The organism is Pseudomonas sivasensis (assembly GCF_021391435.1).
Taxonomy (GTDB): domain Bacteria; phylum Pseudomonadota; class Gammaproteobacteria; order Pseudomonadales; family Pseudomonadaceae; genus Aquipseudomonas; species Aquipseudomonas sivasensis.
Window position 1 is genome coordinate 2,373,584 of sequence record NZ_CP090029.1, and the last position, 13,562, is coordinate 2,387,145.

Sequence of the window (13,562 nt, forward strand, 5' to 3'; positions counted from 1 at the left end):
CGTTTTTTTTGATAGCATGCGCCGCATTATGAAGAAACCCGCCCATGACATGCGCCAGCACATCATCGATGTCGCCAGGTCGCTGATGACCCAGAAAGGTTACACCGCCGTTGGCCTTACCGAGCTGCTCGCGGCCGCGGGTGTACCTAAAGGGTCGTTCTATCACTACTTTCGATCAAAGGACGAGTTCGGCCAAGCGTTGCTCGAAGAGTACTTTGAAGAATACCTCGCGCGTGTCGATGTGCAGTTGGCCAGTGAGGGCAGCGGCGCCGAACGTCTGCTGAGCTATCTACGCTATTGGGCCGAGACACAGGCGTTTGATCACACCGATCAAAAATGCCTGGTGGTCAAATTGGGTGCGGAAGTGTGTGATCTGTCCGAAAACATGCGCGGCGTACTTGAGAAGGGGACTGCCCTGATCATCGAGCGGATGGTTCGTTGTGTTGAGCAGGGTAAAGCGGATGGTTCCATAAGTGCGTCGGTTGACTCAGCAATATTGGCTGAAGCGCTCTACCAGATGTGGTTGGGCGCCTCGCTGTTGGTCAAGGTCAACAGAACACGCGAGCCTTTTGATGCTGCGCTTGATATGAGCCGACGCTTGTTGGCTTAGTGCCGATCGGCAGGCTTGGTCATGCTGCTCGATGGCACCACATGAATGCCAGGCTCCTGACTGATCGCGGCCTCAAGCAATGCCCGCGCAATCAGCGCCGGGGGGTTGAGACGCCAGCGTTCAGGTAACAACGGCGATGCAAGCTTGAGCATCCGGATCAGTGCACGCTCGGCATGGCGCACTTCCTCACGCTTGCCTCCGATGACACCCGGCCGCACATACGTCAGCGATTTAAACCCCACCCTCGCCAGATCCTGTTCCAAGCGGCCTTTGACCTGGTTATAGAAAAACGCAGATCCCGCATCTGCGCCGATAGCCGAATTGAGCACGTAGGTCGGCGTTCCATGCGCGCGTGCGAGCCTGGCCACTGCCAATGGATAGGTGTGGTCAACTCGCTCGAAGGCTGCTCTGGAGCCGGCTGTTTTAAGCGTGGTACCCAGCGTGCAGATCACTGCATCTGCTTGCCAGCGATCAGCCTGTTCGTCCAAGTGATCAAAATCGATGGGCGTGGCGATGAGTTTAGGGTGCGCCACCAAAGTCTTGCGTGTTGGCGCGTAGACCTTGCCGACGCGCGGATCCGACAGGGCCAGATCCAATACATGGCTGCCAACCAGCCCGCTTGCGCCGACCAGTAGCAGCTTGAATGTTGTGGGTTCGTTCATGCTTGAGTGCTATCCCGCACAAAACGCTGGATAGCCTCGTTGACCGGTGTGCTGCCTTGGGTCAGTTCGATGATGACGCGACTGACGCCGGGCTGTTCGATGATCTGCAACAAGGCTGCGGCGACATCGTCACGCGGCACGTCGCCATAGGGGATAGCCAGGCCAGCGTGGACCTTGCCACTGCCGGGTGAGTCCAGCAAGGTGCCGGGGCGCAGAATGACCCAGTCTAGATCGCTTGCGGCCAAATGCACGTCGGCGCGTTTTTTCACGACCATGTAGTTTTCGAAGGTCTCGGAAACCGATTTGCCACGCGATGCCTCTGGAAACGCCGACACAAGAATAAAGCGCTGGATGCCCGCCAACTCAGCCGCGGCTACGGACAGCTCAAGGCCGTGACCGTCGATGGCATCCGTCATCTGCGCTCCGCCTTTGCCGCCGGCACCCGCGGCGAATACCACGGTATCACTCCCCGCCATCAGCTTGGCCAGAGCCTCTGTGTCGAGGTCAAGCAAGTTACCGGCAACGGGGATGGCGCCGAGTGCTTCGAGTCCCTCGGCCTGTTCCGCATGACGGTATAACGAATGTGGTTGATGGCCTCGGTCTGCCAGTTGTCGAGCAAGGCTTCGCGCCACTTTACCCGAACCACCGACGATAAAAACTGAGTGCATAGTTCCTCCAGATCAGGCGATGTTTCAAAAATTTCCCGCTCAAGCGAACCTGAAAACGCGCTCGGCGAATGCACGCTGAAGGTTATTCTATATTGGTCACTACAGAAATTGTCAAGCGCCTGGGAGATTTGGCCCCGGGCACGCGCCTTGTGTTCAAACGTCGCCAGAGGCCAAAAAAATCAGCCCGGAATAAACAAATAAAATTTATTTTTCGCATCCATATATATTGTTTTAATTGTCTGCTGGAGACCGCTAGCATTGATGCACTATCAACAAAAGCTCAAAGAGTGGCCCCATGCAATTGCTCGGAAATTTGCTGAAAGCGGTTAAACCCTCGCCAACGCTGGCAATCACGCGCAAGGCGGCAGAGTTACGCCGCAATGGGGCCGATATCATCAGCCTGTCAACCGGCGAGCCGGACTTTCCAACCCCCGATCACATCAATGCGGCTGCCAAGGCGGCGATTGATGCAGGCCAGACCCGCTACACCGATGTCGACGGCACTCCAGAACTCAAAGCGGCGATCGTTCGAAAGTTTCAGCGTGAAAACGGTATCACCTACGCGACAGACGAAATCAGCGTCGGCACCGGCGGTAAGCAAGTGCTGATCAACGCGCTGCAGGCCACCCTTAACCCCGGAGATGAAGTCATCATTCCTGCGCCTTACTGGGTGTCCTATCCGGACATGGTGCGCCTGGCGGGGGGCACGCCCGTGGAAATCCCCTGCGCGGTCCATCAGCATTTCAAGATCACCGCCGAGCAACTCCAGCAAGCCATCACGCCGCGTACCAAGTGGCTGATTTTGAATTCGCCGAGCAACCCGACGGGGGCGGGTTATAGCGCGGCAGAGCTTGATCGGTTGGGCGCCGTATTGTTGGAGCATCCGCAGGTCTACGTGTTGACGGATGATATGTACGAGCACCTGAGTTACGACGGTTGGGTGTTTTCCACGCTGGCTTCGCAGGTGCCGGCGTTACATGGTCGCGTGCTGACCGTGAATGGCGTTTCAAAGGCCTATTCTATGACGGGCTGGCGCATTGGTTATGCGGGCGGTCCTAAACCTCTAATTGCTGCCATGGCCACCATTCAATCGCAGACCACGAGCAGCCCCTGCGCAATATCCCAGGCGGCTGCCGTGGCAGCGCTGGACGGGCCTATCGATTTTCTGGCTGAGCGCAATGAAGTGTTTCGTCAGCGCAGGGATCTTTGCCTGGACGCTTTTAACACCACTCCCGGCCTGGTGTGTCGCCGTCCGGAGGGCGCTTTTTATCTCTTCCCTTCATGCTCGGGGCTGTTCGGGCGCAAAACGCCTGCAGGTGTGGTGCTGACTAATGACGTGGATGTCTGCCAGTACCTGCTCGAAGCCGCACAGGTGGCGGTGGTGCCGGGGAGTGCGTTTGGGTTGGAGGGTTATTTCCGCATCTCCTTTGCGACCTCCACGGTGCTGCTGGAGCAGGCATGCGCGCGCATCAAGGCTGCGTGTGAACAGCTTGCTTGAATGCAGCATTTGGTTTGGCGGAGTTGGTTCCAGTCAAGCTGGCAGGGAAGGGCTCAGCATCGCTACGGCTGTTGCGCCGATGCCTTGCAGATCTTCCCTGCTGGCAGCGTCATGTGCCTGCAGGGACATGCCTTCGAGCAATGTATTCAAGGCCGCGGCGAGCAGGCGAGTGTTGGTTTCCGGTTTGAGCTGACCTTGTTCCACTGCGCGATCCAAGCGCTGCTGTAAGTAGTCACGGCCTTCCTGGCGCAAGGCCTTGAGGGTCGCGGTGACTTCACCGGCATCGTCGGAGACATTGACTGCCGCGAGGACGACCATGCAGCCACAGGGCGCCTGGGGTTCGGTCAGGATCGACGCTGAGGTGTGGAAGAACTCGCTGATGGCGCGCACGATGTCCGGCTCGGTGTCCATGCGCTCCCACGTGGCATCCCAGAACGTCGCTTCGTAGTAGGCAACCGCTTCGAGAAATAACTTGGCTTTGTTGCCGAACGCCGCATACAGGCTGGGAGGGCTGATGCTCATGGCTGAACACAATTCCGCCACAGAAGCCGGCTCGTAGCCACGCCTCCAAAACACTGCCAGCGCCTGCAGCAGAGCCTGGTCTCGATCAAACGCGCGCGGGCGTCCTTTTGCGCGTGGAACAGAGATTGGGGTGGAGTTGGTCATTGAGTGCAGCACCTTGGGGGCGTATCGCCAGACGAGCATGCCTGGAAGAAAGTTCTGCCCAATGATACACAAAATGAAATTTTCGGTTGCGCAGCGTAACTCTGAGCTTTCAGGTCGGCCGTGACGCGTGCCCAAGGGCCGGTACGTTGTATCGCTCAAGCACGTGGCCAATACCGCTCAATAGCGGTATCACATGCTTCGCAATATCAACGGCGACTGCGGTGGGCACCATCTCTGCGTTTCGGCGAAAAAACAGTGGATCCTGAAAAATCAGCCTGAGCTTGGACAGGCTGTTGCTGACCGCGGGCTGTCCGATGTTCAAGCACTCGGACGCCCTGGTGACACTCTTTTCCTGATACAGCGCAGCGAAGATCACTAGGCAATTGAGGTTGAATTGCGCAAGGCACTCGGTATTGAACGTTGACGTGGGGGGAGGTGTGTTCATGAGCTTTACCCTGTCATTTGTCTTCGTTCGCCGTTGGTCGTAGAACGTGATGCTATTCTAAAATCTACTAGACGACCGGTCTAGTTTTAAATAGAGTGGCTGCCTTATGAAAAAGCATCATTCTGAAACACGCCAACACATCCTGGATGTCGCCAGGACGTTGATGACTCACAAAGGCTACACCAGCGTAGGGTTGGCTGAGGTGGTAGCGGCTGCGAGCGTGCCTAAAGGTTCGTTCTACCATTACTTCAAATCCAAGGAAGAATTTGGTCAGGCATTGCTTGAACAGTATTTTTCCGACTACCTCGCAACAGTCGACACGCTGTTGATGGGTTCTGCACCCGCCGCGCAAAGGCTGCTGAGTTACTTCCAGTATTGGGCGAAAACCCAGTGTTCTGATTTGCCTACCGACAAGTGCCTGGTGGTCAAATTGGGCGCCGAGGTCTGTGACCTCTCGGAGGGCATGCGCCTGGTGCTCGACCGAGGTACGCAGGCCATCCACGCAAAGCTTGAGCGCTGTATTGAGCAGGGGCTTGTAGATGGTTCGATCACGTCGACAGCGCCAAGCGCGACGCTTGCGCAATCGCTCTATCAGGTTTGGCTCGGTGCTTCGTTGATGATGAAGATCGGCAAGCGCGATGACGCCTTTGGAACGTCCCTGACTCTGGCAAAGCGACTTTTGTCGTAGCTATTTTTTATCAATTTACTAGACGACCGGTCTATTTAGCTGAGGTCCATCATGACAGACAACGCCACTCGTACCGACTTATTCAACCCCATCAACCTGGGCGCGATGAAACTCGCCAACCGTATTTTGATGGCGCCCGTGACCCGTAGCCGCTATGCCGAAGATGGCATCCCTAACGAGCTGCACGCGGAGTATTACGCTCAACGCGCCACGGCGGGCTTGATCGTCGCCGAGGCCACCAACATCTCGGCGCAAGGTCGCGGTTATGCGGCCACCCCCGGCATCTGGAGCGAGGAGCAGGTTGTGGGCTGGAAGAAAGTCACGGACGCCGTGCATGCCGCCGGCGGCAAGATCGTCAGCCAACTGTGGCATGTGGGGCGGTTCTCAAGTGTCGAACTGCAACCTGACGGTGCCTCACCGGTCGCGCCTTCCGCGATCAAGGCTGAAGGCGACACCTACACCACCAATGGCTTCGTCCCGGTGTCGATGCCACGGGCGCTTGAAACCGATGAGATCCCGGGGATCATCGAGCAGTACAAACGTGCTGCCGAGAATGCCAAGCGCGCTGGTTTTGATGGTGTAGAGGTTCATTCGGCCAACAGCTACCTGCTGGACCAGTTCCTGCGGGACTCGACCAACCATCGCACCGACCAGTACGGCGGCTCCATCGAGAACCGTGCGCGCCTGACCCTGGAAGTGACCGAAGCAATCGTCAAGATCTGGGGCAACGACCGGGTTGGCATCCGCCTGTCGCCGGTCACGCCTGACGCCGGCAACACGCCGCCCGACAGCAATGTCATGGCGATGTATGGCTACCTGATCCAGCAACTGAACGCATTCGACCTGGCTTACCTGCACTTCGTTGAAGGCGCTACCGCCACCTCGCGTGAAGTGCCGGAAGGCGTAGACATGGACGCATTGAGCGCAAAGTTCAACGGGCCTTTCATCGGCAACAACAACTACGACCTGGACATGGCTATTGAGCGCCGCGCCGAAGGCAAGATCGACGCCGTAGCGTTTGGCCGCCTGTTTATCTCCAACCCGGATCTGGTTGAGCGCTTGCGTCGTGGGGCCGAACTGACCATCGCACCGCGCGAGTCGTACTACGGCGGCGGCGCGAAGGGCTACACCGACTGGCCTGTCGGCAACTACTGATCCGCTTATATCCGCGATAACCCTAAAAACTGCCCGCACAGACGGGCAGTCACCAACGAGAGGAACGTCCATGAACTATCTGCAGAATAAAACCGCGATCATCACTGGCGCATCGTCCGGCCTGGGTGCTGCATCGGCACGTGCCTTGTCCGAGAAAGGCGTTCGAATTGTCGCAGCAGCCCTGGACCAGCAAGGCCTGGACGCCATCGTCAGCGAGTTGAAAGGCAAGGGCGGGGACGCGGTAGGTCGCGTCAGCGACGTTACCAACCCTGAGGATATGAAAGCGCTCGCGCAATTCGCCCAGGACTCTTTCGGTTCGGTGGATATCCTGATCAACAACGCAGGCTTGATGCTGTTTTCCAACTGGGTCGACCTGGCCACCGATGATTGGGAAAAGATGATCAACGTGAACATCAAAGGCTACCTGCATGGTATCGCAGCGGTGTTGCCGTTCATGCTGAAACAGAAGTCGGGTCAGATCCTGAATATGGATTCGGTCGCCGGTCACCAGGTCGGACCTGCTGCAGGTATCTACAGCGCCACTAAGTTCTTCGTGCAGGCCATGACTGAGTCGATGCGCAAAGAGCTGGGCGTGCAGCACGGCATCCGTGTCAACACGGTCAGCCCGGGTGTGATCAACACCGGTTGGGCCGATAAAGTCACCGACCCGGCAGGCCGTAAAGCGGCTCAAGAGCTGAATAAAATTGCTATCTCGCCGGACGATATTGGGCGCGCAGTGGTGTATGCACTGAATCAGCCTGAAAACGTCACCGTCAACGACCTGATCATTTCGCCGACCCGCCAGGATTGGTAAGTCATAAGCGTTGAAATCACCCAGCCCAGGCACCGCCGCAACGCCGTGTGCCTGGGCGCTACAGGATCCGTCCTGTCCGCCCAAGTAAAAGCAATGAGTCCCTTCAATAACACTCGCATTTTGATTGTTGACGGTGGCGCTGGCGAAGAGCCTGCGAGCCCGGTTTGAAGGCAAAGCCCTGCCGACCTATGTCTACAGGGACTATGGCTTGCTGGTCTCGCTGTCACGCTATTCGGCGGTGGGTTACCTGATGGGTAAACTCACGGGCAGTGTGACGCTGGAAGGATGGTTGGCGCGGGCGTTCTATGCATCGCTGTACCGCATGCCCCAAGTCGCGCGCTATGGCCTGGTACCCTCGGGATTACTGATGTTGGGTAACCACTTGTTGGGGCCAGGCACCGTGCCTCGGTTGAAACTGCACTAGATCACTGACGGGGTTAGCGCTTCTCCGATCGCATAAAAGTGGCCGCCTGCGATGTAGTGCAGGCTACGAAAGTCCGGGTGCGCACGCTCAAAGTGCCAATGGCCGTCGCTGAATACCCGAGTGTCGGCCCAGGCAGCGACGACTTCACCGATAAACAGGTCGTAGGTCGACTGGTTGTGAGGTTCGGGCAATAGTTTGCACGCAAGCCAGGCCGAGCAGCCGGCCACGAATGGCGCGTCATGGCCGCTGATACTGAACAGCTCGACGCCGCTATGAGCCAGCTTCTGTGGATCTTCCTGGAGGCTGACGCTGCCGACATCGCAGGTCAATTGCAGCTGTGCCACCGTCGGAACCTGAATCACAAACACGCCGCTAAGCTCTACGAGTTCGCGGGTTTGGGCGATCTTGTCCAGCACCACAGTGACTTTGGGGGGTGAGAAATCCAATGCACAGGCCCATGCCGCGGCCATCACATTTCGAGTCTCCTCGTGTTGAGCAGATACCAGCACGGTGGGGCCGTGGTTGATCAGCCGGTAGGCCTTTTCAAGCGGCACTTCGGCAATGTGGTCGTGCATCGTCACTCCAGAAAAATGAAACCCCGCAGCCATTGCTGGAGCGGGGTAGGGCACATTCACGCTGTAGCGGTTTGGTTCAGGTATACCTGGAGGCTTTCATGACCGCCGACAATGAGCGACTCGATGGTCGAGGTCCATTGCCCCTGGGGATCAGGCTCGCGTGTGTCGAAGGTCGCAGACCACAGAATCACGGTTTTCTGTTCGCCGGTCAGCGGAATCAGTCGCACGGTCAACACGTAGTTGTCGACGGGCAGTGGTGCTTCAACGAAGCGGTAGGAGAACTGCAGATTCACCGCGTCTACCGACAACAACTGCTCGCGCAGAATGGCGCCGTCCTGCAACGTCAGCCGACGGATGCAGCCAACCAGTCCGTCAGGCTGACCGTCTTCGATGACGCTCTGCGGGATCGCCGGGTGCCACTGGCTGATCTTGCCGAAGCGCTTGAGTACATCCCAAACGCGCTCGGCGCCGCCGTCTACAACGGCGTTGTATTCAACTTTTGCCATGATTCATCACCTTAAGAAACAGCATTGCGTTCAGGCCGCTCGGGTCAGCCTTCGAACTGGTGATAAACCTTGGCGATCACCTTCCAGGTGCCGTCGATTTTGATCAGTGTCAGGTAATCGTTGTAGTCGGCACCGATCGCGTCCTTTTCCATATCCACCCTTACCACGGCGGTGGTTGGGGTGATCGCCAGCACGTCCAGGCGGGTACTGATATCCGGGGCCGTGCCATTGGTACGGACGAAGTCGAACAGGTTGCTGATCGGGCCGCCCAACAGTTTGCCGTTGGTGAAGCCGTACATCACTGCTTCCTTGTGGAAGGCCTGCTCCAGCACTTCCGGGCTGCCGGCACGCAGGCCGTCAGCGTATTGCTGGGCCACGGCGACAACGGCGTTGTAGTCCTGGGTGGGTACAGCTTTGATGTTTTTGCTCATGGTCAAACGCCTTCGCATGGTTTTGGCGCCAATAGGGCGCGGTTCAAACGGCTGGGTTAAGGAGCAACGTGGGTGTGGTAGATCTTGCTGATGACGGTCCACTTTCCGTCAACCTTCAGCAGGTTGAAGAAATCGGTGAAGCAGAAGCCGGAGATGTCATTGGTATCGATACGTGCGCTGGCAGCGGTGCCTACGATATCGACGTTGACGATGGCGCCTTTGGCTTCCGGTGAGGGACGGAAGGCGCTGTCGATGATGTCGAACAGACCCTGGATCGGGCCTCCGGTCAGCTTGCCTTCGCCATCTACACCAAAGATGGTGGCCTGCTCGCTGAAGGCAGGTTTCATGAGGCTGCTTTTGGCCTGCTTGCCACCTTCGTTGTAGTGGTTCAGCACCGTGACGATGGCGTTGTAGTCTTCGACGTAAGTTGGGTTGCTCATGGTGTAACTCCTAGTTTGAAGAGGGTGGAAGAAGGGCTTGGTTGATCGCTTTGCGTGCATAACCAGCGATGGTCAGTAAGGCGATCAATGCAACGACCAGACCCGTCCAAGTCATCATTTGAGTCGATCGATGGGTCGTTACCTCGCCACTGATTATCTGTGCGACATCAGCCGCCAGAGAGCCCAGGTACGCATACAGAAATGTTCCAGGAAGCAGGCCGATCCAAGTCGCCAGCAGGAAATCTCGACGGGCGATTCGGCTGGCTCCGAGTCCGTAGCTCAGCGGAGCGAACGGCACGATGGACGCCAGGCGCAAGAGGAAAACAATTCGAAAACCTCCTGACTCGATTGCGTGGTCGACCGCCGCTGATGTGGGGCTGTTCGCCAGGCGTCGTTTGACCCAAGGGCGCAGAAGCGATCTGCCCAAGGCAAACGCGACCGCTGCAGAGAGCAAGCCAGCGGGCGAGATGAGCAGCGTTCCGCCCATCGGGCCGTACAAAAAACCTGCGAGCGCCGTGAGCATCGAGGCGGGTACGAAGGCGACAGTGCCCACCACAAATATCGCGGCATACAGCGCAGTCCCGACGACTCCGAGCGAGCGAATAATCTCGGTCCACTGCACGACGCTGTGTACGGCCAGGTCTATCACGTTGCCTATCCGACTCATTCAGTTTGTGGGAATGCTTCCCGTCCAGCGCATCACTGAAAGCCATTTAATTAGCGATCGCTACATATTGCGTGCATTCTATAGTGACCACTACAGTTGGTGTCAAGACATTACTTGCGGTGTTGGTGAGCGCAATAATATTGCGCTGCAACTGATCCTGCCGATTCAGCCTGATTGCCCGGTTAGGTAGGAGAAAAACCCTTGCTCTGGTGCGGTTTAACCGCTCGTCCGTTCGCGTTTTAAATCGACAAAAAACAAGTCGATACACCAAGTGCTCTTTCACTGGCGTAATAAAAAATACTTATAAATCAGTGGCTAAATCACAAAGTGCAGGTCTCGCTTCCCGCTCCAAGCATTAAAAAGCCACTCAAGTGAGTGGCTTTTTTTGCCTGTGATTTAGGGAGTGGACGCTTCGGTGTCTTTTTTATGTGGGGTCAATGTTAGCGACGTGCTGAGTACCCGCAGCTTCATCCCGTCTCTGTCATACCAGCGTCGACGCTTGTATGGAGCCACCGCTGTTGAGCAATGCGTTGCAATGGCCGAGCGACTGCGCCAACTCGGCGAATGTGCGCTTGGAGGCATTCAAAGAGGGTATGCGCTTCTACTTTGAAACCCTGGTTTCCCGGTTGAGGCTCAGTGCAACGAATTCGTCCTTCCGGTTGATGGGCACCAGGACAGGTCGCATGGGTGGGTCAAAGCTGCGCGTGAGGTGAGCCAATAAGCGCGGATAACGATACCCGCGGACTGATTTACTCGACGGGGGCACGCCAGGGCGTGCGACAACGACCATAACTACCGATGTCACTCAGTGGCAAACCGCTGCCTTTTTTTCCGGTACATATCACCGTCTGCATGGCTAAGCAGCGTATCGGCGTCCTCTCCGTCCGCCGGATAGCACGCCACGCCAACACTGCAGGACGGCATTTGTACCCCGTCAAATTCAGCGCTCAACGGCTCGGCCATGACCGCGAGGATTTGCGCCACCCTCTCCGCGATAGCGTCCTTCGACGGCACATCGGTCAGCAGTACGGTGAATTCATCACCGCCCATCCGTGCCACCAAGTCACTCTCGCGTACGCAACGTTCCAACCGTCGAGCAATCACACACAGCACGCGATCTCCCATGGCATGGCCATGCACATCGTTGATGCCCTTGAAGTCATTGATATCCAGAAACAGCAGGGCCAGGGTGCTGTTGTGAGTCTGTGCGGCGTGCAGGGCCTGGTTCAGTTGATCATTGAACAACGACCGGTTGGTCAGCGCTGTCAGTGGGTCATGATGGGCGAGGAAGCGTAGTTCCTCTTCGGCTTTGGTAAGGGCTGTCACGTCCCTGGCGACCCCGATCCGTGCGCCCACCTCCTTGGACCAGAAAGCTGCCCACAGGATGTGCACGATACTGCCGTCCTTGCGGATATAGCGGTTGCGGAAGTCGACATGGGGTTTGCCATTCATCACCCGGACAATCGAGGCCCGCGTGCGTGGCAGGTCTTCAGGGTGCATGTAATGGGTGATCAGAGTGCCGGTCAGTTCTTCTGCACGGTAGCCGAGCAATGCCTCGCAGGCATCGCTCACAAACACAATCTGGTTTTCACTGTCGACGACAAACACCGTATCCAGCATCAGGTGGATAAGTTTGGGATAGAGAGCTTGCAGGTCTACGGGCATGATGCATCGGGTATCCGGTTCATATCTGCCGATCATAGCCCGATCATGAAGGGCGGCGGCGAGCAATTCTGCTAATTTTCAGTGCCCTCTGCGGCTTTTCATCTCACACGGTCATTGCCTTGCGGCACACATCCAAAATTTCATCCGCCAATGGCGAGTCATCGGGACAGGCCCGGGATAACACCACGGCGCCGACCGCATGGGCGAATCGGTTGATCATCTGTTCCCGAGCGTCCTTATCCAGCTCGGCAGCGTCCTGCTGAAGGGCGGCCAATGCGTTTTCGATGCCTTCGGCGAACGTTGCCTTTACCGTTTGCGATTGACGCGCCGCGTCCCCGCACAGGGCCGACATCGTGCAACCCTGGCCGGGGGCATCACGGTGCTCTCTGGATATGTAGCGATTGAAGAACTCATCGGCGCCCAGCCCGGCGCTGTTGGTCAGCGATTGGGACAACCCGTTTGCGGCGGCTTCAGCCATTAAGTCGGCTTTGGACCCGAAATGCTTGTAGAACCCGCCATGGGTGAACCCGGCTTCTGCCATCAAGTCTGCCACGCCGACACCGTCATAGCCGCGCTCACGGAACAATCTGGAGGCCGTTTCGACGATGTGCGCGCGGTTTAACTGCACTTGTGCCTTGCTGACCCTCATACCTTTACCCTCGCTGGTGGCGACTGTTTTCGGTGCTCACTATACATTGATGTCAATCAACATCAAAACCATTGACGGATAAGATTATGATCGACATCATAAAGCCCGCCACACTCAATGATCGTTAATCCAGAGAGCACAGTCATGACGAACGCTTCTTCTATCCTGATTACCGGCGCGTCCAGCGGCATTGGCGCCACCTATGCCGATCGCTTCGCCCAGCGCGGCCACAACCTGATACTGGTCGCCCGCGACAAGGCGCGGCTGGAAGCGCTGGCGGCGCGCTTGCGCCAGGAGCACGGTGTTGATGTCGACGTGCTACAGGCCGACCTTACCCAGGAGGCGGACTTGGCTGTGGTCGAAGCGCGCCTGCGCGATGACACGCGCATCGGTGTGCTGATCAACAACGCCGGCGCGGCCCAGACGGGAGACTTCCTGGCGCAGACGGGCGAGAGCATTGAGCAACTGATCGCGCTGAACGTCACCTCGCTGACGCGACTCGCCCGCGCAGTCGCACCGAGGTTGGTGCAGGCCGGCGAGGGGGCAATCGTGAATATTGGCTCGGTGGTTGGTCTGGCGCCGGAGTTGGGAATGACGCTGTATGGCGCGACCAAAGCGTTCGTGCAATTCCTTTCCCAGGGCATGAGCATTGAGCTCTCTGGCAAAGGCGTTTATGTGCAAGCGGTGTTGCCGGCAGCCACCCGTACGGAAATCTGGGAGCGCTCGGGCATCGACATCAACACGCTGCCAGAGGTCATGGATGTGGGTGAACTGGTGGATGCCGCACTGGTCGGTTTTGACCGGCGTGAACTCGTGACCATCCCGCCACTGCATGACGCCGCGCGCTGGGACGGTCTTCAGTCCGCGCGTCAGGGCTTGTTGTCGGAGCTGCGTCAGGCTCGCGCTGCTGAGCGCTATCGCCCACAGTAACGGGTGCGTGTTTGAGTCCACGGCGCAGGCTTTGGCCTATGGGGACGCGGGGCGGGCTAAAGGGAAGGT

General features: G+C 57.6%; 17 protein-coding genes and 1 pseudogene. 7 read left to right on the forward strand and 11 right to left on the reverse strand.

What is annotated here, in order from left to right; translation table 11 throughout:
- The first annotated feature begins 28 nt into the window (after nucleotides 1-28).
- Nucleotides 29-610, forward strand: coding sequence for a TetR/AcrR family transcriptional regulator (locus LRO94_RS10835; RefSeq protein ID WP_032885500.1), 582 nt, complete (start codon nucleotides 29-31; stop codon nucleotides 608-610).
- On the opposite strand, the gene LRO94_RS10840 is transcribed toward LRO94_RS10835, so the two are convergent.
- On the reverse strand, nucleotides 607-1,272 hold the full coding sequence (locus LRO94_RS10840) for an NAD-dependent epimerase/dehydratase family protein (RefSeq protein ID WP_179179242.1): 666 nt from the start codon (nucleotides 1,270-1,272) through the stop codon (nucleotides 607-609). The two genes, LRO94_RS10835 and LRO94_RS10840, sit on opposite strands and share 4 nt — an antisense overlap.
- Nucleotides 1,269-1,940, reverse strand: coding sequence for an NAD(P)-binding oxidoreductase (locus tag LRO94_RS10845; RefSeq protein WP_122764061.1), 672 nt, complete (start codon nucleotides 1,938-1,940; stop codon nucleotides 1,269-1,271). Before LRO94_RS10845 ends, LRO94_RS10840 begins: the two co-directional genes overlap by 4 nt.
- 295 nt (nucleotides 1,941-2,235) lie before the next feature.
- On the opposite strand from LRO94_RS10845, the gene LRO94_RS10850 reads away from it, so the two are divergent.
- Nucleotides 2,236-3,438 (forward strand): pyridoxal phosphate-dependent aminotransferase, encoded by a 1,203-nt coding sequence (locus tag LRO94_RS10850; RefSeq protein WP_179179241.1) that lies wholly within the window; start codon nucleotides 2,236-2,238, stop codon nucleotides 3,436-3,438.
- Nucleotides 3,439-3,471: 33 nt separating this feature from the next.
- Here LRO94_RS10850 and LRO94_RS10855 read toward each other — a convergent pair whose 3' ends face one another.
- Both LRO94_RS10855 and LRO94_RS10860 read right to left on the reverse strand, forming a co-directional pair.
- Nucleotides 3,472-4,104: a TetR/AcrR family transcriptional regulator gene (locus LRO94_RS10855; RefSeq protein ID WP_179179240.1), complete on the reverse strand. Its 633-nt coding sequence runs from the start codon at nucleotides 4,102-4,104 to the stop codon at nucleotides 3,472-3,474.
- Nucleotides 4,105-4,213: 109 nt separating this feature from the next.
- Complete coding sequence (locus tag LRO94_RS10860) at nucleotides 4,214-4,549, reverse strand: LysR family transcriptional regulator (protein WP_179179239.1); 336 nt, start codon at nucleotides 4,547-4,549, stop codon at nucleotides 4,214-4,216.
- Nucleotides 4,550-4,655: 106 nt separating this feature from the next.
- Between LRO94_RS10860 and LRO94_RS10865 the strand changes: the two genes are divergently transcribed.
- The 4 genes and pseudogenes from LRO94_RS10865 to LRO94_RS10880 all read left to right on the forward strand — a co-directional run.
- The gene (locus tag LRO94_RS10865; RefSeq protein WP_032885493.1) at nucleotides 4,656-5,237 is read left to right on the forward strand and encodes a TetR/AcrR family transcriptional regulator; all 582 of its coding nucleotides are present in this window, start codon (nucleotides 4,656-4,658) and stop codon (nucleotides 5,235-5,237) included.
- A 51-nt stretch (nucleotides 5,238-5,288) separates the two neighbouring features.
- Nucleotides 5,289-6,392, forward strand: a complete 1,104-nt coding sequence (locus LRO94_RS10870) for an alkene reductase (protein ID WP_179179238.1) — start codon at nucleotides 5,289-5,291, stop codon at nucleotides 6,390-6,392.
- A gap of 70 nt (nucleotides 6,393-6,462) precedes the next feature.
- Nucleotides 6,463-7,206, forward strand: a complete 744-nt coding sequence (locus LRO94_RS10875; RefSeq protein ID WP_179179237.1) for an SDR family oxidoreductase — start codon at nucleotides 6,463-6,465, stop codon at nucleotides 7,204-7,206.
- 139 nt (nucleotides 7,207-7,345) lie between these two features.
- Nucleotides 7,346-7,630 (forward strand): annotated as a pseudogene (locus LRO94_RS10880) (FAD-dependent oxidoreductase); the annotation flags it as partial.
- On the opposite strand, the gene LRO94_RS10885 reads toward LRO94_RS10880, so the two are convergent.
- From LRO94_RS10885 to LRO94_RS10915, 7 genes are all read right to left on the reverse strand, one after another.
- On the reverse strand, nucleotides 7,627-8,205 hold the full coding sequence (locus LRO94_RS10885; RefSeq protein ID WP_179179236.1) for a flavin reductase family protein: 579 nt from the start codon (nucleotides 8,203-8,205) through the stop codon (nucleotides 7,627-7,629). The pseudogene LRO94_RS10880 and the gene LRO94_RS10885 overlap by 4 nt on opposite strands.
- 56 nt (nucleotides 8,206-8,261) lie before the next feature.
- Complete coding sequence (locus LRO94_RS10890) at nucleotides 8,262-8,711, reverse strand: SRPBCC family protein (RefSeq protein ID WP_122764066.1); 450 nt, start codon at nucleotides 8,709-8,711, stop codon at nucleotides 8,262-8,264.
- A gap of 44 nt (nucleotides 8,712-8,755) precedes the next feature.
- Complete coding sequence (locus tag LRO94_RS10895; RefSeq protein WP_032885487.1) at nucleotides 8,756-9,142, reverse strand: nuclear transport factor 2 family protein; 387 nt, start codon at nucleotides 9,140-9,142, stop codon at nucleotides 8,756-8,758.
- 56 nt (nucleotides 9,143-9,198) lie between these two features.
- Nucleotides 9,199-9,582: a nuclear transport factor 2 family protein gene (locus LRO94_RS10900; protein WP_010656555.1), complete on the reverse strand. Its 384-nt coding sequence runs from the start codon at nucleotides 9,580-9,582 to the stop codon at nucleotides 9,199-9,201.
- A 10-nt stretch (nucleotides 9,583-9,592) separates the two neighbouring features.
- Nucleotides 9,593-10,231, reverse strand: coding sequence for a TVP38/TMEM64 family protein (locus LRO94_RS10905; protein WP_122764082.1), 639 nt, complete (start codon nucleotides 10,229-10,231; stop codon nucleotides 9,593-9,595).
- An 819-nt stretch (nucleotides 10,232-11,050) separates the two neighbouring features.
- Entirely contained in the window at nucleotides 11,051-11,914 is an 864-nt protein-coding gene (locus LRO94_RS10910) for a sensor domain-containing diguanylate cyclase (protein WP_179179235.1), read from the reverse strand.
- A 103-nt stretch (nucleotides 11,915-12,017) separates the two neighbouring features.
- A complete protein-coding gene (locus LRO94_RS10915; RefSeq protein WP_095186414.1) occupies nucleotides 12,018-12,563 on the reverse strand; it encodes a TetR/AcrR family transcriptional regulator in 546 nt (181 codons plus the stop codon).
- Between the two features lie 144 nt (nucleotides 12,564-12,707).
- On the opposite strand from LRO94_RS10915, the gene LRO94_RS10920 reads away from it, so the two are divergent.
- Complete coding sequence (locus tag LRO94_RS10920) at nucleotides 12,708-13,493, forward strand: SDR family NAD(P)-dependent oxidoreductase (RefSeq protein WP_179179234.1); 786 nt, start codon at nucleotides 12,708-12,710, stop codon at nucleotides 13,491-13,493.
- Nucleotides 13,494-13,562 lie beyond the last annotated feature (69 nt).

Excerpts from the sequence above, each read along its gene's own strand:
- LRO94_RS10835 (WP_032885500.1), top strand. The coding sequence starts at position 29 with ATGAAGAAACCCGCCCATGACATGCGCCAGCACATCATCGATGTCGCC.
- LRO94_RS10840 (WP_179179242.1), bottom strand. The coding sequence starts at position 1,272 with ATGAACGAACCCACAACATTCAAGCTGCTACTGGTCGGCGCAAGCGGG.
- LRO94_RS10845 (WP_122764061.1), bottom strand. The coding sequence starts at position 1,940 with ATGCACTCAGTTTTTATCGTCGGTGGTTCGGGTAAAGTGGCGCGAAGC.
- LRO94_RS10850 (WP_179179241.1), top strand. The coding sequence starts at position 2,236 with ATGCAATTGCTCGGAAATTTGCTGAAAGCGGTTAAACCCTCGCCAACG.
- LRO94_RS10855 (WP_179179240.1), bottom strand. The coding sequence starts at position 4,104 with ATGACCAACTCCACCCCAATCTCTGTTCCACGCGCAAAAGGACGCCCG.
- LRO94_RS10860 (WP_179179239.1), bottom strand. The coding sequence starts at position 4,549 with ATGAACACACCTCCCCCCACGTCAACGTTCAATACCGAGTGCCTTGCG.
- LRO94_RS10865 (WP_032885493.1), top strand. The coding sequence starts at position 4,656 with ATGAAAAAGCATCATTCTGAAACACGCCAACACATCCTGGATGTCGCC.
- LRO94_RS10870 (WP_179179238.1), top strand. The coding sequence starts at position 5,289 with ATGACAGACAACGCCACTCGTACCGACTTATTCAACCCCATCAACCTG.
- LRO94_RS10875 (WP_179179237.1), top strand. The coding sequence starts at position 6,463 with ATGAACTATCTGCAGAATAAAACCGCGATCATCACTGGCGCATCGTCC.
- LRO94_RS10885 (WP_179179236.1), bottom strand. The coding sequence starts at position 8,205 with ATGCACGACCACATTGCCGAAGTGCCGCTTGAAAAGGCCTACCGGCTG.
- LRO94_RS10890 (WP_122764066.1), bottom strand. The coding sequence starts at position 8,711 with ATGGCAAAAGTTGAATACAACGCCGTTGTAGACGGCGGCGCCGAGCGC.
- LRO94_RS10895 (WP_032885487.1), bottom strand. The coding sequence starts at position 9,142 with ATGAGCAAAAACATCAAAGCTGTACCCACCCAGGACTACAACGCCGTT.
- LRO94_RS10900 (WP_010656555.1), bottom strand. The coding sequence starts at position 9,582 with ATGAGCAACCCAACTTACGTCGAAGACTACAACGCCATCGTCACGGTG.
- LRO94_RS10910 (WP_179179235.1), bottom strand. The coding sequence starts at position 11,914 with ATGCCCGTAGACCTGCAAGCTCTCTATCCCAAACTTATCCACCTGATG.
- LRO94_RS10915 (WP_095186414.1), bottom strand. The coding sequence starts at position 12,563 with ATGAGGGTCAGCAAGGCACAAGTGCAGTTAAACCGCGCGCACATCGTC.
- LRO94_RS10920 (WP_179179234.1), top strand. The coding sequence starts at position 12,708 with ATGACGAACGCTTCTTCTATCCTGATTACCGGCGCGTCCAGCGGCATT.